Genomic DNA, 18,012 nt, shown 5'->3' with positions numbered 1-18,012 from the left:
GATCCAGTACATGAAGATCGAGCCCTACGGCCTGGTGATCCTGATCCTGCTGCTGGCGACCGGTGTGCTCGGTTTCCTGATCGGACCACCGATGGCCGGCCTGCGACACGCCCTGTTCCGAATTCTGGGAATTTCTCTGTGAGCAACGAACGACCTGTGATGCTGTCCGGAATCCAACCGTCCGGACATTTGACCGTGGGCAACTACCTGGGGGCGATTCGCAACTGGGTGCAGAAACAGGACGACTACGACACGCTGTTCATGCTGGTGGACCTGCATTCCATCACCGTCCGGCAGGACCCCGCCGCGTTGCGCGAGCGTTGCTACGAGTTCCTGTGCCTCTACATGGCCTGCGGGCTGGACCCGACACGCAACACGCTGTTCGTGCAGTCTCACGTACCCGCGCATTCGGAGCTCGCCTGGCTGCTGAACTGCTACACCTATGTCGGCGAACTCAACCGCATGACGCAGTTCAAGGACAAGTCGCGCAAGCACGAGGCGAACATCAATGCCGGGCTGCTGAACTATCCGGTGCTGATGGTCGCGGACATCCTGCTCTACCAGAGCGATCTGGTGCCGGTGGGGCAGGACCAGAAGCAGCACATGGAGCTGACGCGCGATGTGGCGCAGCGCTTCAATGCGATTTACGGTGACGTGTTCAAGGTTCCGGAGGTGTACATTCCGGAAATTGGAGCGCGCATCATGAGCCTGCAGGACCCCACCGCCAAGATGTCCAAGTCCGACACCGTGGAGTCGAACTTCATCACGCTGCTCGACGAGCCCAAGCGCATCGTCAAGAAGATCAAGCGTGCGGTTACGGATTCCGAGGCCGAGGTACGCTACGACATCGAAGCCAAGCCCGGTGTGTCCAACCTGATGAGCATGCTCGCGGCGGTTACCGGCAAGAGCTTCGCCGACATCGAGACCGAGTACGCCGGCAAGGGTTACGGCCAGTTCAAGCAGGACGTCGCCGACGCGCTGGTGGCCGAGCTGGAGCCGATCCAGGCGCGCTACGCCGAGCTGAGAGAGGACAAGGCCCATTTGAGCGATGTGCTGCGCCAGGGTGCGGCGGCCGCCGCCGAGCGTGCCGCCCCAACGCTGAAGCGGGCGCGCGAGGTGATCGGGCTGGTGCCCGCATGACCGAGACGGTCGTCGCCGAGCCGCACGACTGGACCGTCAAGGTCAATGGGCAGCCGCTGGTCGCCCTGCCCAAGGATTTGTACATCCCGCCCGACGCACTGGAGGTGTTCCTCGAGACATTCGAGGGGCCGCTGGATCTGCTGTTGTATCTAATCCGGCGCCAGAACATCGACATTCTCGACATCCCGGTCTGTCAGATCACCACGCAGTACATGGACTACATCCGGCTGATGCAGCACATGCGCTTCGAGCTGGCCGCCGAGTATCTGGTAATGGCGGCCATGCTGGCCGAGATCAAGTCCCGGCTGCTGCTGCCGCGTCTCGTGACCGAGGACGAGGATGAAGAGGACCCGCGTGCCGGGCTGGTCCGCCGTCTGCAGGAATACGAGCGCTTCAAGCAGGCCGCCGAAACCATTGACGCGATGCCGCGCCACGGGCGCGAATTCTGGAGTGCCGGCGCGCGGCCCGATCATGTCGACGTCCGCCCGGACCCTCCGCAGCCCAGCCTGCGCGAACTGCTGGAGTCATTGCGCGACGTGCTGCAGCGTGCGGAGCTGTTCGCCAGCCATGAGGTGGCGCGCGAACCGCTGAGCGTTCGTGAACGCATGGGACGGCTCATCGAGCTGCTTCGGGACCGTCAGCCAAAGCCGTTCGCGCTGCTGATCGACTTCGCGGAGGGACGCGCCGGCGTCGTCGTCTGTTTTCTGGCGGTGCTGGAGCTGGCGCGGACTTCGATGATCGAGGTTGACCAGTCGGATCCGGACAGCTTGCCGACGATTCGTCTGGCCGGACCGCAGGAGGCGGCGTGAGCGAGCAGGAATCGAGAGACGAGGGCGGCGCCGAGCTGACCCGTGACGAACTGGGCCGCGTGCTCGAGGCTGTGCTGCTGGCCAGCGATCAGCCGCTGTCGTTCGAGCGCCTGCAAGGCGTGTTCGACCCCGATGCGATTCCGTCGCGGGCACAGTTGCGCGAAGCCCTGGACTGGATCGCCGAACAGCGGGCCGACTCGGCGACGGAACTGACCGAGGTGGCGAGCGGCTGGCGGCTGCAGGTACGCGAGCGCTATGCGCCGTGGGTGGCCCGCCTCTGGCGGGAGAAGCCTCAGCGGTATTCACGCGCATTGCTCGAGACCCTTGCGATCATCTGCTACCGGCAGCCGATCACCCGTGGCGAGATCGAGGAGATTCGAGGCGTGTCGCTGTCCGCGACCATCGTTCGGACGCTGCTTGAGCGCGGGTGGATTCGCGAGGTCGGGCACCGCGAGGTGCCGGGTCGGCCGGTGTTGCTGGGCACGACACGTCAGTTTCTCGACGACTACAACCTCAAGTCGCTGGATCAGCTGCCGGCGCTGCCGGAGATCAAGGATCTCGACGCGCTGCATGCGGCGCTGGCACGGCTTGATCCGGATGGCGTCACCGCCGATGCGGCGGGCGCGGAGCCGGACGAACCGGAGGAGCAGACCGACGCCGGCATCGAGGATCAGCCCGTCGGTGACGATGACGACGGACGGGAGTCGGGTGAACGTCCGACCCGGTTGCCAACATGAGCGACGGCGAGCGCATTCACAAGTTTCTGTCCCGCGCCGGTCTCGGGTCGAGGCGGGAGATCGAGCGCTGGGTGCGCGAGGGCCGCGTGAAGGTCAACGGTCAGGTCGCGACGCTGGGGCAGCCGGTGACGCCGGCAGACCGGATCGCGGTCGATGGTCGTCGCATCGCCATGCGGGTTGCGACCGACGTGCCTTGCCAGGTGCTGATCTACCGCAAGCCGGCCGGCCAGATCGTCACCCGGAAGGATCCGGAAGGGCGCGACACCGTATTTCAGCATCTGCCGCGGCCCGGCCGTGGTCGCTGGGTCGCGATCGGCCGTCTGGACATCGCGACTTCCGGCGTCCTGGCCTTCACCACCGATGGCGAACTGGCGCAGCGTCTGATGCGTCCGCAATACAAGATTCCCCGCGAGTATTCCGTCCGGGTCTTTGGCGCTGTGACCGATGCGCATCTCGAGGCGCTGACCGCCGGCGTGGAGCTGGAAGACGGTCCGGCGCGCTTCGATGCGATCGAGATCGGTGGCTCGACCGGTGACAACCAGTGGTTTCACGTGACGGTGCACGAGGGGCGTAACCGCCTGGTGCGGCGGTTGTGGGAGAGCCAGGGACTTCAGGTCAGCCGGCTGATCCGCACGCGCTTCGGTCCGCTGGTGGCGGACAAGTCGATCCGCGCCGGGCATGGCCGGCTGGCAACGCCGGAGGAGGTCAGGGCCCTGCGTGAACTGGTCGGGTTGGGCGACACATCAGGCTGACGCTGGAGCAGCTTTTCCGCGATCTGCATGACGCCTACGGTCCGCTGGAGGACTGGTGGCCCGCGGAGTCGGCCTATGAGGTGCTGGTTGGCGCTTTGCTGATTCAGCAGTCTCGCTGGCAGCAGGTCGAGCGTTCGCTCGCCAGACTGCGCGAGGCGACCGCGCTGGACCCTCGAATCATCGCCGCAACCCCGGAGGCGCGACTCGCCGAATGGATTCGGCCGTCGGGGTTCAAGCGGCAGAAGGCGCGACGCCTGCGAGGGCTTAGTGGCTGGTGGTCGCAAACCGGTGGTCACGCCGGCCTGCAGTCCCTGACGACTCCGATGCTGCGGGATGCATTGCTGGCGCAGCCGGGCATTGGGCCGGAGACGGCGGATGCGGTGCTGCTGTACGGCTTCGATCGGCCCGTGTTCGTGATCGATGCGTACTTGCGGCGCCTGCTCGCCCGCATTGATCCGGAGTCCGCCCCCTCGGACGACACGACGTTGGCACGTCGGTGTCTGGATGCCTGTGCGCGGGATGCCGCGGCGAGTCGATGTCGGCATGCGCAGATTGTCGTGCACGCGCAGCAGCTCTGCCGCAAACGTCCGGCCTGCGAACGCTGCAGCCTGAAGGGCGGATGTGCCTACGCAGGATCCTCGATCGCCGCGAGTCGATAACCCATCTTCGGCACGGTGTGCAGCAACGGCTTGCTGAACGGGCGGTCGATGGCATTGCGCAGTGTGTAGATGTGCACGCGCAATGCGTCGGAATCCGGTGGATCATCACCCCAGACCACGGACTCCAGCGCGGAGCGTGACACCACGTCGGGCGAGCGTTGCATCAGCAGGGTCAGGATGCGGATATGAATGGGCGCGAGCTCGATGCGTTGGGTACCGCGCTTGACCTCCAGCGTGCCAAGGTCGAGCGTCAGATCGGAAATCTGCAACCGTTTCGATGCCGGCGCGGCCGAGCGACGGACCAGCGCCTTGACCCGCGCGTCGAGTTCCAGGATCGAGAAGGGCTTGGCCAGATAGTCGTCGGCGCCGGCGGCGAAGCCCTCGATCTTGTTTTCCACGGCGCCGCGCGCGGTGAGCATCAGCACCGGCGTGTAGCGTTCGCTGCGTTCGCGCAGCGCGCGGCAGACATCCAGGCCACTCATGCCGGGCAGCATCAGATCGAGAATGATGACGTCGTATTCGTTTTCCAGCGCCAGCTTCAGACCGAGTTCGCCGGTGCCTGCGGAATCAAGGACGAATCCTTGTGGTTCGAGTTGTCCGTAGATGAAGGCGGTGATGTCCTCGTCATCATCCACGACCAGGATGCTTGTGGGCTTGTCCCCATTCATCCCCAAATCCTTTGGGCTGAGTTACTTACATGTGTACGTTAACAGACCTTTCACTGCCCCGGTAACGGAATTTTGTGCGGCTGTGTCGCGGTCCGGTTCCGGCGGTCGTCCGCTTACGATGTCAGTGAATCCTGAACGAACCGGATCAGGTCCGCGGCCACGCGTTCCGGTGATTCCAGCTGGTCGGGCGCCAGGGCCGGAAAGGCAAGCCGGCGCAGCGCGGTCCACATCGGTGGTGGGGCGAAACCGAGCATCCGGACGCTGCTGGTGGCGTCCAGTTCCTGCGCCCAGCTGTCCTGCAATTTCCATAGCGCGCACTTCGACATGCCGTAGGCGCCCCAGAAGGCGTTCGAGCGCCTCGCATCCGCATCGTCCATCCACACCACCGCGGAGCGCCGTGCGGACAGCAACGGGAGCAGGGAACGGGTCATCAGCCAGGGCGCGGTGACGTTGACGTGCAGGGTCGTCGCCATGTCCTGCGGCTTGAGTTCATGCAGTGGCGTCAGACCGGTGAACTGCGCGGCGCAGTGGATCAGCACGTCCAGGCGACCGAATTCCGTGTCCAGCAGTGTCGCGACCTGGTCGTAGTCGTCGATACCCGCGCCGGCCAGGTTCAGCGGGAGCACCGCCGCATGAATTTCCGATACGTCGGCAATCGCCTCGGCAGTGTCTTCCAGCCGGCGTCGGCTGCGGCCGGCGACAACCACGCGCGCACCAGCGCGTGCGGCGGCGATGGCGGTGGCGCGACCCAGGCCGCTGCCGGCGCCGGTGATCAACCACACCGGCGGTTCGTTCGGGAGGGATGGTTTCACAGTGTCCGGAGCAGTTCGATGAGATCGTCGGGGCGTTCGACGTGGTGGTCGGCCTGCCAGTCCACGGGCGGCGCGACGTCATCCGGTACATAACCCCAGCCGACGGAGACGGTGGTCATGCCGGCGCGGCGCCCGGCTTCGATATCCGTCGGCGCGTCGCCGACATAGACGATGTCGGACACCGGCAGACCAAGCTGGTCCGCCGCGAGCAGCAGCGGCGCCGGGTGCGGCTTGCGCTCGCCAGCGGTGTCGCCGCCGATCAGCAGCGCGCAGTCGTGCAGCAGCGCTGCCTGGGGCATGGATTCCAGCACCTGCCGGGCCAGTGCCTCGAGCTTGTTGGTGACGATGCCCCAGCGCAGGCCGCCGGAGCGCAGCGATGCCAGCAGGACGTCTAGCTCGTCGAACAGCCGTGTTTCGGATGCGATGTCCTGCGCATAAATCTCCACGAGCCGTGTGGTCAGCTCGGTATCGTCGTCCAGTTCGCCGAAGGCCAGCCGGACCAGGCCGCGGGCGCCGCGCGACACGTAGCGGCGCATCACCTCCAGCGGAATCGGTTCGCGGCCCTGTTCGGAGAGCAGCGCGCTCAGTGCCCGGTGCAGGTCGGGTGCGGTGTCCAGCAGGGTACCGTCGAGGTCGAACAGCCAGGCCTTCATGATGCGGGCCGCGCGCGCAGGAAATAGTTGACGCTGACATCCGTCGAATGCAGCCGGTAGATCTGCGTGAGCGGGTTGTAGACCAGGCCGGTCATGTCCTGCACGGCCAGCCCGGCCGCGCGACACCAGCCAGCCAGCTCCGCCGGGCGGATCAGCTTTTCGTACTCATGGGTGCCCCGGGGCACCAGACGCAGTACGTATTCGGCGCCGACGATGGCGAAGGCGAAGGCCTTTGGTGAGCGGTTGATGGTCGAGAACAGCACCTCCCCGTCGGGTTTCACCAGCCGGCGGCAGGCGGCGACGATAGCCGCGGGTTCGGGTACGTGCTCCAGCATCTCCAGACAGGTGACCAGATCGAAGGTCCCGGGCATCGCCTCGGCCAGCGATTCCGCGCTGGATTCCCGGTAATCGATGTCCAGGCCGCCGTCCTCCGCATGCAGCCGCGCGGCGCCCAGCAAATCGGCGGACAGGTCGATCGCGGTGACCTCGGCGCCAGCCCGGCACATGGCTTCGGCGACGATGCCGCCTCCACAGCCGATGTCGGCGACGCGCAACCCCTTGAGAGGGCGGGTCTTGCGGATGTAGTCCAGCCGCAGCGGCGTGATCGCGTGCAGCGGCGCCATGGGGCCGTTCGGGTCCCACCAGCTTTCGGCCAACGCGTTGAAACGACCGAGTTCGGCCGGATCGGCATTCATGTTCATGCGGGTTCCTGCATGCGCTGCGCCCAGTGCGCCGCGCGGTTCATGATCTGTTCGGCGTCCAGGGTGCGGACGTTGCGGTGTTCGACGACGCGCTGGCCGGCGACCCAGACGTCGGTCACCTGTTCGCGACCGCAGGCGTAGACCAGTTGCGACACGACGTGATGCACCGGCCAGGTGTTCGGCTGGCGCAGCGATACCGCGATCATGTCCGCCGACTTGCCCGGTTCCAGCGAGCCGATGGTCTCATCCAATGCCAGCGCCCGCGCGCCGCCCAGCGTGGCCGCCCGCAGCGCCTGCTCGGCGGAGAACGCCGTGGCGCGCTGGTGGGTCAGCTTGGCCAGCATCGCCGCCGAGCGCATTTCCCCGAACATGTCGAGGTCGTTGTTGCTGGCGGCGCCGTCGGTGCCCAGCGCGATGTTGACGCCTTGCGCGAGCAGATCGTCCACCCGGCACTGGCCGCTGGCCAGCTTCATGTTCGACTCGGGGCAGTGGACCACCGACACGCCGCGCTGGGCGCACAGAGTGATCTCGTCGTCGTTCAGCGCGGTCATGTGCACGCCCATGAAGCCCGGCTTGAGCAGGCCCAGGGCGTCCAGGCGTTGCAGCGGGCGCTGGCCGGTGGCGCGGAAAGCTTCCTCGACCTCGAACGCGGTTTCGTGCACGTGCATCTGCACCGGGCGGTCGAGTTCGTCCGACAGCGTGCGGACCCGCTCCAGCGGCGCATCGGAGACCGTGTAGGGTGCGTGCGGCGCGAACATGGTGGTGACCAGGGGCATGTCGCGCGTGGCGTCCTGGACCGCGAGTCCCTTGGACAGGTATTCGCTGGCGTCCTTGGCCCAGGCGGTCGGAAAGTCGATCAGGATCATGCCGACCACCGCGCGGATGCCGGCGGCATCCGCGGCCTGGGCAATGCCATCCGGAAAGAAGTACATGTCGGCGAAGCAGGTCGTGCCGCCCAGCAGCATCTCCAGCATCGCCAGCCGGGTGCCGTCGCGTACGAAGGATTCGGACGCGAAACGTCCCTCGGTGGGCCAGATGTGCTGCTCCAGCCATTCCAGCAAAGGCAGGTCATCGGCGATGCCGCGCATGAGGCTCATGGCCGCGTGCGTGTGTGCGTTGACCAGCCCCGGCATCAGCACGTGATCGGGCAGGTCGATGTGCTCCACCGCCTCGATGTCGGCGAGCGCGTCGGGCGGCGCGATGGCCGTGATCCGCCCCTGATCCAGGGCGAGTCCGTGACCTTCGAGCACCGTCATCGGCTGGATGGGAACCAGCCATCGCGGCGTGACCAGGGTGTGCACTTGCACGATGAGCGTTTCCGGTTGGGCGTAGGCAGAAACTCCGCGACCTGAGACCATGTGCCCAGTGTGTCGAGACGGAGCCCGTCGATTGCCTGAAAGCATAGCAAAGGGGTGCCCGGAACCGGTTCGGTGGACCGGCCGGACGCTGCGCCTGCTGGACCAGCGATACCTGCCCGCGAGAGAGTCCTACGTCGATTGCGAGTCCGCGGACGACGTTGCTGGCGCGATCACCGACATGGTGGTGCGTGGCGCCCCGGCGATCGGTGTCGCCGCCGCTTTCGGACTCGCGCTGGCCGCGCGTGCGGACGATGCGACGGTGGCGGGTCTGGCGCTGGCCGGCGAAGCGCTGAAGCAGGCGCGGCCCACGGCGGTGAATCTGGCCTGGGCGGTCGACCGCGTGCTGGGGCGCTGTCAGACCGAGTCCAGTCTCGCCGCCGACGTGCTCGCCGAGGCCCAGGCGATCCAGGCGGAGGATCTTCGAGCCAACCACGCGATGGCCCGGCACGCCACCGAATGCCTGCAGGGGCGGGTGAATGTCTACACCCACTGCAACACCGGGTCGCTGGCCACGGCGGGTTTCGGTACTGCGTTGGGGGTCATTCGCCAGCTCAAGGCGGAGGACCGGCTCGGCGAGGTTTACGTCGGGGAGACGCGACCCTGGCTGCAGGGGGCTCGTCTGACGGCCTGGGAGCTGGCCATGGATGGCATTCATCCAACGCTGGTGGTGGACTCCGCCGCGGCCAGCGTCATGCGGGCGGGACGGGTTGACGTGGTCATCACCGGGGCCGACCGGATCACGGCGGACGGCGGTGTTCTGAACAAGATCGGAACCTACGGCCTGGCGGTCCTGGCGCGACATCACGGGCTGCGCATGATGGTCGTGGCACCGATGTCCACCGTGGACATGGATTCGACCAGCGCATCGCAGATCGAGATCGAGCAGCGTCCGCCGGATGAGGTCACGACCTGGGCGGGCCAGCGCCATGCTCCGCAGGACGTGGCGGTGTTCAATCCGGTGTTCGATGCGACTCCCTATGCGCTGATCGACTGGATTGTCACGGAGCAGGGGGTTTTCAGGCCCGCGATTGCCTGAACGGTCACGCCGCCCATCAGGGATCGACCAGCGTTTCCGCAACACGCTCTGGTAAACTCTCGCGCCCCCGCGAAAGTGGCGGAATTGGTAGACGCGCTGGATTTAGGTTCCAGTGGGGAAACCCGTGGGAGTTCGAGTCTCCCCTTTCGCACCAGGTTTCACATTCCGGCCCGCGATCGCGACCGGTTCACAACAAGCAGACAGCAAGCATGGACGTATCCGTAGAGCATTCCGAAGGCCTCCGTCGTCGACTGAGCGTCGAAATCCCGGCTGATCAGCTGGAGCAGGCGGTCACCAGCCGTATCCGCAAGCTGGGTCAGCGCGCTAAGGTGCCGGGGTTCCGCCCGGGCAAGGTGCCGATGAAGGTGTTGCAGCAACGCTATGGCGACGCCGCGCGCGCCGAAGCGGTGGAGGAACTGCTGCGCGCGACGTACCCGCAGGCCATCGAGAAGTCCGAGCTCAAGCCAGCCGGGTTTCCGACGTTCGACATTCAGGCCGAAGTCGTCGGTGAGCCGCTGAAGTACACCGCCAGCTTCGAGGTGTTCCCGGAGATCACGCTGTCCGGCCTGGACAGCATCCAGGTTGAGCGGCCGACCGTGGAGATCGGTGACGACGACGTCGAGCGGACGCTGGATACGATTCGCCAGCAGCACAAGGTCTGGAAGCCGGTGGAACGTGCCTCGGAGACCGGTGACAAGGTCAAGCTGGACTTCCTCGGCAAGCTGGATGGCGAGCCCTTCGAGGGCGGCAAGGCGGAGGACCAGGAGGTCGAGCTGGGTTCCGGTCGCTTCATCCCCAGCATGGAAGAGGCGCTGGTCGGATTGACGGCCGGTACCGAAACCACGATCGACGTGGTTTTCCCCGACGACTATCAGGCGGAAAATCTGAAGGGCAAGCAGGCGCAGTTCGACGTCAAGATTCACAGCGTCGAAGCCGGAGAGGATCCGGCGCTGGACGATCCCGAACTACTCAAGCAGCTCGGGGTCGAGGAATCGGCGGGCGAGGCGGGTCTGCGCGAGAAGATTCGAGAGCAGCTGGGGCGTGAGCGGGACAAGGCCGCGGCGACTCGGGTCAAGGAACAGGTGATGGATGGCCTGCTGGCCGCCAATTCCATCGACGTGCCGGAGGCGATGGTCGACGAGGAGATACAGCGGATGCGACAGGAGGCGGTGCAACGCTTCGGCAACATGCCGAACAATGACCCGGATGCCCTGGCGCGCATGCTGCCCGATGACCTGTTCAGGGAAAACGCGACCAAGCGCGTGTCCCTGTCCCTGCTGATCTCCGAAGTGATCAAGGAGAAGGACGTCAAGGTCGAGGATGAACACGTGGATGCGGTGATCGCTCGCTACGCGTCTGAACTCGCGGACAGCGAACAGGCGATGCAGTACTATCGATCCCAGCCGCAGATCATGCAGCAGTTCCAGGCTCTGGCCATGGAAGAGCGTGTCGTTGACACCCTGTTGCAGGATGCGAAGGTCACGGACAAGCCGGTGAGCTTCGACGAGCTGATGAACCCGAATGCCGAGAACGCTGAATGAATGAACGCGCTCTGAATCTGGTCCCGATGGTCATCGAGCAAACCCCTCGCGGGGAACGCTCGTTCGACATCTATTCACGGCTGCTCAAGGAGCGTGTCGTGTTCGTGGTCGGACCGATCGACGATCACATGGCCAATCTGATCGTTGCGCAGTTGCTGTTCCTGGAGTCCGAGAATCCGGACAAGGACATCAATCTCTACATCAATTCGCCGGGAGGTTCGGTGACGGCCGGCCTGTCGATCTACGACACGATGGAATTCATCAAGCCGCATGTCGCGACCATGTGCATCGGCCAGGCGGCCAGCATGGGCGCGGTGTTGCTCGCGGGTGGGGCGAAGGGCAAACGCTTCGCGCTGCCGCATTCGCGGGTGATGATTCACCAGCCTCTGGGCGGCTTCCAGGGGCAGGCGACCGACATCGAGATCCATGCCAAGGAAATCCTGTTCATCCGCGAGCGGTTGAACGAGATTCTGGCCCGTCACACCGGCCAGGATCTGGAGAAGATTTCCAGGGACACGGACCGGGATTTCTTCCTGTCGGGAGAAGGCGCGAAGGAATACGGTCTCATTGATGAGGTTCTGGATCGGCGGCCCGGCACGGAAACAGGGTCCACCTGAACGCGACTGTCGGGTCCGGATCTTGCTTGACATTCTGCGACCGCCCGCGGCCTTGCCACGGACCGGTTGACGAGACGAAACGACGAAACGCTGATGGCAAACGAATCGAAAAACGGAAATGGTCGCGTGCTGTATTGCTCCTTCTGCGGAAAGAGCGAGCACGAGGTGCGCAAGCTGATCGCCGGACCCTCCGTGTTCATCTGCGATGAATGCGTCGAGCTTTGCAACGACATCATCCGCGAGGAGTTGCAGGCGAAGCCGGTTAACCAGGGTCTGCCCAAGCCGCACGAGATCAAGGCGGTACTCGACGAGTACGTGATCGGGCAGGAGGCGGCCAAGAAGGTTCTGGCCGTGGCCGTCTACAACCACTACAAGCGCCTGGGCGCCAAGGGTGTGGATGATGGCGTCGAACTGCAGAAGTCCAACATCCTGCTGATCGGCCCGACCGGTTCCGGCAAGACGCTGCTGGCCGAGACGCTGGCGCGGTTGCTGGATGTGCCGTTCGCGATCGCCGATGCGACGACGCTCACCGAAGCCGGCTATGTTGGCGAGGACGTCGAGAACATCATCCAGAAGCTGTTGCAGAAGTGCGACTACGAGGTTGAGAAGGCGCAGCGCGGCATCGTGTACATCGACGAAATCGACAAGATCTCGCGCAAGAGCGAGAACCCGTCGATCACCCGCGACGTCTCCGGCGAAGGCGTGCAGCAGGCGCTGCTCAAGCTCATCGAGGGCACCATGGCTTCGGTGCCGCCGCAGGGCGGCCGCAAGCATCCGCAGCAGGAATTCCTGCAGGTCGACACCTCCGGCATCCTGTTCATCTGCGGCGGCGCGTTTGCCGGACTGGACAAGGTCATCCGTGATCGTTCGGAGAAATCCGGCATCGGCTTCGGTGCGGACGTGAAGTCCCGCGACGACAACCGGGACCTCGGCGAGGTGCTGGCCAACGTGGAGCCGGAAGATCTGGTTCGCTACGGGCTGATCCCCGAGTTCGTCGGCCGCCTGCCGGTGGTCGCCACGCTGGAGGAACTGGACGAGGACGCATTGATCTCGATCCTCCAGGAGCCGAAGAACGCGCTGACCAAGCAGTACGCCAAGCTCTTCGACATGGAGAACTGCGAGCTCGAGTTCCGTGAGGAAGCGCTGCGCGCCGTCGCCGCGAAGGCCAAGGAGCGCAAGACTGGCGCACGCGGCTTGCGGACCATTCTGGAACGCATCCTGCTGGATGTGATGTACGACCTGCCGTCGATGGAAAACGCGGCCAAGGTGGTTGTTGATGATGCGGTGGTTCGCGGTGACGCGCGCCCCTACATCGTCTACGAAAACCCGAAGGAATCCCTTCCCGAGGCATCGAGCGTCAAGTCGTCTGCCTGACACTCGGCGCCGGGTTGCCGATCGGCGCTTGAAAGCGCGCTGATCGGTCGCATTTAGTGGGCAGTCGAGAAACAGGCATACGCATGTCCGAAGAACAGCAAGTCCCCGTCCTGCCATTGCGCGATGTGGTGGTGTATCCCCACATGGCGATTCCCCTGTTCGTGGGGCGGGACAAGTCGGTCAACGCGCTGAACGCGGCGATGGCCGATGACAAGAAGATCTTGCTGGTCGCGCAGCGGGAGGCGGAGACCGACGACCCGGGGCTGGAGGATGTCTACGAGGTCGGCACGCTCGCCAGCATCCTGCAGCTACTGAAGCTGCCCGACGGCACCCGCAAGGTGCTGGTCGAAGGCACGGAGCGGGCACGGGTCACCAGCTTCACCGAGCGCGAGGACGGTTACGTGGTCGCCGACTACGCGCCGTTCGACGAACGTGACGAGGACGATACCCGCGAACTGGATGCGCTGGTGCGCTCCACGCTCGGACTATTCGAACAGTACGTCAAGCTGAACAAGAAGACGCCGGCCGAGTTGCTGCCGTCGCTGACCAGCATGGACGATGCAGGCCGCCTGGCCGACACCATCGCGGCGCATCTGAGCCTGCGGCTGGAAGACAAGCAAACCATTCTCGAGGCGGACAGCCCTCGCGCCCGTCTCGAGCACATCGTCGCCCTGATCGAGGGCGAAATCGACATACTCCAGATCGAGAAGCGCATCCGTGGCCGCGTCAAGCAGCAGATGGAGAAGTCTCAGCGCGAGTACTACCTGAATGAGCAGATGAAGGCCATTCAGAAGGAACTCGGCGAGATGGAAGACGCGCCGAACGAGATGGAGGAAATCGAGAACAAGATCGAGAAGGCCGGCATGCCCAAGTCGGTGAAGGCCAAGGCGACCGCCGAGTTCAACAAGCTCAAGATGATGTCGCCGATGTCGGCCGAAGCGACGGTCGTGCGCAACTACCTGGATGCGCTGACCGGCGCGCCGTGGAAGAAACGGACCAAGACCCGGATCGACGTCGAGCGTGCGCAACAGCAGCTGGACGAGGACCACTACGGTCTCGAGTCCGTCAAGGAACGCATCCTCGAATACCTGGCCGTGCAGAGCCGGGTGCGCAAGCTGCGCGGTCCGATTCTCTGCCTCGTGGGCCCGCCGGGCGTTGGCAAGACCTCGCTGGGTCAGTCCATCGCGCGGGCGGTGAATCGCAAGTTCGTCCGGATGAGCCTGGGCGGCGTGCGCGATGAGGCCGAAATTCGCGGTCACCGGCGCACCTACATCGGCTCGATGCCGGGCAAGATCGTGCAGAACCTGACCAAGGTCGGGGTGCGCAACCCGCTGTTCCTGCTCGACGAAATCGACAAGATGGCGATGGACTTCCGCGGCGATCCCGCCTCGGCGTTGCTTGAAGTGCTGGATCCCGAACAGAACAACACCTTCAACGACCATTACCTTGAGGTCGACTTCGACCTGTCCGACGTGATGTTTGTCGCGACGGCCAACACGCTGAACATTCCGGGCCCGCTGCTGGACCGGATGGAAGTGATTCGGCTGCCCGGCTACACCGAGGACGAGAAGGTCAATATCGCCCAGCGCTACCTGCTGCCCAAGGCGATCAAGGACAACGGCCTGGATGACGAGGAACTGTCGGTGTCGGAGGGCGCGATCCGCGATGCCGTCCGGCTGTACACGCGTGAGGCGGGTGTCCGGAATCTCGAGCGGCTGATGAGCAAGATCGCGCGCAAGGTGGTCAAGCAGCTGGTCGAGGACCCGAAGCGTGGTCCGATTCATGTCACCGTGCGCAATCTGACCACCTATCTCGGCGTGCCGCAGTTCCGTTTCGGTCAGGCTGAAGAGGAAAACCGTATCGGGCAGGTGACCGGCCTGGCCTGGACCGAGGTCGGCGGCGAGTTGCTGACGGTGGAGACCGCGGTGGTGCCCGGCAAGGGGAGGCTGACGCATACCGGCAGCCTCGGCGACGTGATGAAGGAATCGGTGCAGGCGGCGCTGACGGTCGTGCGCAGTCGCTCGGCCACGCTGGGCGTTGCGCCGGATTTTCAGCATGAGATGGATATCCATGTTCACGTGCCCGAGGGGGCGACGCCGAAAGATGGTCCGTCCGCGGGTATCGCGATGACCACCGCACTGGTCTCTGCGCTGACGAAAATTTCGGTGCGCGCCGATGTGGCAATGACCGGAGAGATCACGTTGCGGGGCGAAGTTCTGCCCATCGGCGGATTGAAGGAAAAACTGCTGGCGGCGCACCGTGGTGGCATCAAGACGGTGGTGATCCCGCACGAGAACACCAAGGACCTCGCCGACATTCCGGCCAACATCAAGAACAAGCTGAACATCGAGCCGGTGCGCTGGATCGACGACGTACTCAAGCTGGCGCTGGAGCATCTTCCGGAGCCGGCGGAATCCGATCCCCCGCCGTCGGCGACTACCGAGGGCGGAAAGGAGTCGGTCAGGGCCCATTGATCGAAAAAGTACCGAAAAACCGCGTCATTTCGCGGTTTTTCGGTTGACGCTGTTCTCCTGGCACTGCTATAAAATGCCCCAAGCCCGAGGCTCGGGCGAGTCAGGTTTCAAGGGACGGAGAACACACAGCCGGTCAGGGACGTCGACCGAAACTCCAGCAGCTGGGCCGCTGCGTCGGTAAGACTTTCTAATCACATCGCCCTTGAAAATCTTCATGAGTGTGATGCAACGGAACGCATCCACCACAACTTACATACCTTTGAGTTAGAGGGGATCCTCCTACTATGAACAAATCCGAACTCGTCCAGGCAGTTTGCGAATCGGCCGACCTGTCCAAAGCTGACGCTACAAAGGCTGTTGATGCAGTGTTCGATGGCATCACCGCTGCCCTGAAGAAGAATGACAAGGTGTCGCTGGTTGGTTTCGGTACCTTTGCCGTTCGTGATCGCGCTGCCCGCACCGGCCGCAATCCGAAGACCGGTGAGACCATCGAAATCTCCGCGGGCAAGACGCCTGGATTTAAGGCTGGTAAGGCGCTGAAAGACGCGATAAAATAACCCGCGTCGGGCAGGTGCCCAGCGAGAACCCAGACGGTCTACCGTCTGGGTTTTCATTTCAGGGTGCTTAGCTCAGCTGGTAGAGCGTCGCCCTTACAAGGCGAATGTCGGCGGTTCGATCCCGTCAGCACCCACCAGTTTAACGAGCAGATTTTCAGTTTCGCGGAGCGGTAGTTCAGTTGGTTAGAATACCGGCCTGTCACGCCGGGGGTCGCGGGTTCGAGTCCCGTCCGCTCCGCCATTTTCGAACCGGCGCCTTAGGGCGCCGTTTCTTTATCCGGCTCCAGTGTCCCTTGACAGATTCCTTGCATGTCAGAGCCCCGAAAATCGTTCAGGACAAGGCGCCTGTTGCGGCGGAGGGTCGCTCCCTTCGCAAGACAGGCAACGCAGTCATCGGCGATTTGCGGCGCTTTCTTCGGGCACGCCGGGCCACCTGATCGGCCATGTTGCACTCACTTGAATTGGCGACAGCCAGTCCTGCGCTCGCGCGCCTTGCCGGAACATCCGGCCTGGCGGGCTGACGCGCGGGGAACATCTGTCGAGGGACACTAAGCTATGTTGCAGTCAATCCGAGAGTCCACGTCCGGGCCGTTCGCCTGGATCGTCGTCGCGATCATCGTCGTTCCCTTTGCGTTCTTCGGCATCGAGACGTTCCGCTCCGGGGGCGGTGACGGCACCGTCGCCAAGGTCGGGGATCGGAAGATCACCCAGCGAGAGTTGCAGGCTGGATACGAGCAGCGCTATCAACGCCTGCAGTCAATGATGGGTGACAGCTTCGACCCGTCGCTGATCCAGGGGCCGCAGTTCCGCCGTCAGGTGCTCGACGACATGATTCGCGAACAGGTCGTCACCCAGTACGCCAAGGACTCCGGATTGCGCGGAACCGATCAGGCGGTGTTCGAGTATCTGCGGGAGATTCCCGCGTTTCTGGTTGATGGTGAGTTTTCGCCGCAGGCCTATCGCGACACGCTCTCCGCCAACCGCCGTCAACCTGAGGAGTTCGAGGCCCAGGTCGCGGATTCCATCGCCATTGATCAGTTGCAGCAGGGCCTGCTGGAGTCGGCCTGGGTCGCTCCTGGCGAGGTGGATCTGGCCTACCGGATTGATCACCAGCGGCGCCGCTTCGAACAGGTCATGATCAGCCTGGGCGATTTTCGCGAATCCGTCGAGATCGCGGATGACGCTGTTCGCGAGCGTTACGAAGCGCAGGCGGACCGGTTCACCACTCCGGAACGGGTGAAGCTTGCCTACATCGAGGTAAACCAGTCGCAGCTGGCGCCCGAGGACGCGCCGTCCGAGGAGGTGCTGCGCGAGGTTTACGAGCAGCAGAAAGGGCGCTTCACGACCGCGGAAGCACGCAGGGCTTCGCATATTCTGATCAAGATGGACGAACGGTCCTCTGACGAGGCCCGCTCGCTAGCGGCGACCGCGCGCGCACGGATCGTCGATGATGGCGAGGCCTTCGCCGATGTCGCTGCGGAGCTCTCCGAGGACGCGGGCTCCGCGAACAGCGGAGGTGATCTCGATTGGGTGGAACGCGGCGTCATGGTTCCGGCCTTCGAGGACGCCCTGTTCGCGATGGAGGCGGGCGCCGTGAGCGACCCCGTGGAGACCGAGTTCGGCTGGCACGTCATCAAGCTCGAGGAAGTGCGGCCGGAACAGACCAAACCCTTTGAGGACGAGACCGTTCAGGCGCGCATTCGTGAAATTCACGCGCGCGACTCCGCGGGAGAACAGTTTCAGCGTCTGACTGAAGAGCTGGAGGCATTGGCTTACGAGTCGGTGGATTCGCTGGAGCCGGCCGCCGAGGCCACGGGACTCGCCGTCGAGTACACCGATTGGTTCAGCCGTGACGGTGGGCCCGGGATCGCGACCAACCCGGACGTGCTCGATGCGACCTTCTCTCAGCTGGTGCTTGAGCAGGGTGAGAACAGCCGCCTGATCGAGCTCGAGCCTGGCCGCGTGGTCGTGGTCCGGGTGGCGGACCGTCAGCCGGAAGAGCAGAAGCCGTTCGAGGCGGTGGAAGCGCAGATTCGCGCGGAACTGATCAACGAAGCGGCTCGGCAGGAGGCACAGGCCGTGTCCGAGGCGCTGCTGACGTCGCCGCGTGACACGGGTGCCATG

Annotated in this window: 17 protein-coding genes and 3 tRNA genes; 15 read left to right on the top strand and 5 right to left on the bottom strand. The window is 64.4% G+C overall.

Annotation, left to right across the window (positions count from 1 at the left end):
* Window positions 1-138 precede the first annotated feature (138 nt).
* The 5 genes from trpS to ABNS06_RS17215 all read left to right on the top strand — a co-directional run bounded on the left by trpS (window position 139) and on the right by ABNS06_RS17215 (window position 4,097).
* The gene (trpS, locus tag ABNS06_RS17235) at window positions 139-1,140 is read left to right on the top strand and encodes a tryptophan--tRNA ligase (protein WP_348675842.1); all 1,002 of its coding nucleotides are present in this window, start codon (window positions 139-141) and stop codon (window positions 1,138-1,140) included.
* A complete protein-coding gene (locus ABNS06_RS17230) occupies window positions 1,137-1,949 on the top strand; it encodes a ScpA family protein (RefSeq protein ID WP_348675841.1) in 813 nt (270 codons plus the stop codon). The genes trpS and ABNS06_RS17230 overlap by 4 nt, the downstream gene beginning before the upstream one ends.
* Window positions 1,946-2,686: an SMC-Scp complex subunit ScpB gene (scpB, locus tag ABNS06_RS17225; protein ID WP_348675840.1), complete on the top strand. Its 741-nt coding sequence runs from the start codon at window positions 1,946-1,948 to the stop codon at window positions 2,684-2,686. The genes ABNS06_RS17230 and scpB overlap by 4 nt, the downstream gene beginning before the upstream one ends.
* On the top strand, window positions 2,683-3,438 hold the full coding sequence (locus tag ABNS06_RS17220) for a pseudouridine synthase (RefSeq protein ID WP_348675839.1): 756 nt from the start codon (window positions 2,683-2,685) through the stop codon (window positions 3,436-3,438). The genes scpB and ABNS06_RS17220 overlap by 4 nt, the downstream gene beginning before the upstream one ends.
* A gap of 80 nt (window positions 3,439-3,518) precedes the next feature.
* Window positions 3,519-4,097 (top strand): endonuclease, encoded by a 579-nt coding sequence (locus tag ABNS06_RS17215; protein WP_348675838.1) that lies wholly within the window; start codon window positions 3,519-3,521, stop codon window positions 4,095-4,097.
* Here the strand turns inward: ABNS06_RS17215 and ABNS06_RS17210 are convergent.
* From ABNS06_RS17210 to ABNS06_RS17190, 5 genes are all read right to left on the bottom strand, one after another.
* Window positions 4,064-4,765, bottom strand: coding sequence for a response regulator transcription factor (locus tag ABNS06_RS17210; protein ID WP_348675837.1), 702 nt, complete (start codon window positions 4,763-4,765; stop codon window positions 4,064-4,066). The genes ABNS06_RS17215 and ABNS06_RS17210 overlap by 34 nt on opposite strands.
* Before the next feature lie 113 nt (window positions 4,766-4,878).
* Entirely contained in the window at window positions 4,879-5,577 is a 699-nt protein-coding gene (locus ABNS06_RS17205; RefSeq protein WP_348675836.1) for an SDR family NAD(P)-dependent oxidoreductase, read from the bottom strand.
* Window positions 5,574-6,230, bottom strand: coding sequence for an HAD-IA family hydrolase (locus ABNS06_RS17200; RefSeq protein ID WP_348675835.1), 657 nt, complete (start codon window positions 6,228-6,230; stop codon window positions 5,574-5,576). The genes ABNS06_RS17205 and ABNS06_RS17200 overlap by 4 nt, the downstream gene beginning before the upstream one ends.
* A complete protein-coding gene (gene ubiG, locus ABNS06_RS17195) occupies window positions 6,227-6,931 on the bottom strand; it encodes a bifunctional 2-polyprenyl-6-hydroxyphenol methylase/3-demethylubiquinol 3-O-methyltransferase UbiG (RefSeq protein ID WP_348675834.1) in 705 nt (234 codons plus the stop codon). Before ubiG ends, ABNS06_RS17200 begins: the two co-directional genes overlap by 4 nt.
* Window positions 6,928-8,238 (bottom strand): TRZ/ATZ family hydrolase, encoded by a 1,311-nt coding sequence (locus ABNS06_RS17190; protein WP_348675833.1) that lies wholly within the window; start codon window positions 8,236-8,238, stop codon window positions 6,928-6,930. The genes ubiG and ABNS06_RS17190 overlap by 4 nt, the downstream gene beginning before the upstream one ends.
* 82 nt (window positions 8,239-8,320) lie before the next feature.
* Here ABNS06_RS17190 and mtnA point away from each other — a divergent pair, with 82 nt between their 5' ends.
* The 10 genes from mtnA to ABNS06_RS17140 form a co-directional block, all read left to right on the top strand.
* A complete protein-coding gene (mtnA, locus tag ABNS06_RS17185) occupies window positions 8,321-9,325 on the top strand; it encodes an S-methyl-5-thioribose-1-phosphate isomerase (protein ID WP_348675832.1) in 1,005 nt (334 codons plus the stop codon).
* Between the two features lie 69 nt (window positions 9,326-9,394).
* Window positions 9,395-9,479: transfer RNA gene (locus ABNS06_RS17180), tRNA-Leu, on the top strand.
* 55 nt (window positions 9,480-9,534) lie between these two features.
* Window positions 9,535-10,866 (top strand): trigger factor, encoded by a 1,332-nt coding sequence (tig, locus tag ABNS06_RS17175; protein ID WP_348675831.1) that lies wholly within the window; start codon window positions 9,535-9,537, stop codon window positions 10,864-10,866.
* Window positions 10,863-11,483 (top strand): ATP-dependent Clp endopeptidase proteolytic subunit ClpP, encoded by a 621-nt coding sequence (clpP, locus tag ABNS06_RS17170; RefSeq protein ID WP_348675830.1) that lies wholly within the window; start codon window positions 10,863-10,865, stop codon window positions 11,481-11,483. The genes tig and clpP overlap by 4 nt, the downstream gene beginning before the upstream one ends.
* A gap of 90 nt (window positions 11,484-11,573) precedes the next feature.
* Window positions 11,574-12,857, top strand: coding sequence for an ATP-dependent protease ATP-binding subunit ClpX (clpX, locus tag ABNS06_RS17165; RefSeq protein ID WP_348675843.1), 1,284 nt, complete (start codon window positions 11,574-11,576; stop codon window positions 12,855-12,857).
* An 83-nt stretch (window positions 12,858-12,940) separates the two neighbouring features.
* Entirely contained in the window at window positions 12,941-15,331 is a 2,391-nt protein-coding gene (lon, locus tag ABNS06_RS17160; RefSeq protein ID WP_348675829.1) for an endopeptidase La, read from the top strand.
* Window positions 15,332-15,615: 284 nt separating this feature from the next.
* Window positions 15,616-15,888 (top strand): HU family DNA-binding protein, encoded by a 273-nt coding sequence (locus tag ABNS06_RS17155; protein WP_348675828.1) that lies wholly within the window; start codon window positions 15,616-15,618, stop codon window positions 15,886-15,888.
* A 61-nt stretch (window positions 15,889-15,949) separates the two neighbouring features.
* Window positions 15,950-16,025: transfer RNA gene (locus ABNS06_RS17150), tRNA-Val, on the top strand.
* 27 nt (window positions 16,026-16,052) lie between these two features.
* Window positions 16,053-16,129 (top strand) — tRNA-Asp (locus ABNS06_RS17145).
* A 314-nt stretch (window positions 16,130-16,443) separates the two neighbouring features.
* On the top strand, window positions 16,444-18,012 hold a 1,569-nt coding region (locus ABNS06_RS17140; protein WP_348675827.1), incomplete at its 3' end, for a SurA N-terminal domain-containing protein.

The organism is uncultured Abyssibacter sp. (assembly GCF_964000955.1).
GTDB lineage: Bacteria > Pseudomonadota > Gammaproteobacteria > Nevskiales > OUC007 > Abyssibacter.
Note: the sequence above shows the minus strand (reverse complement) of the source record. Positions and strands in the feature narration are given on the sequence as shown.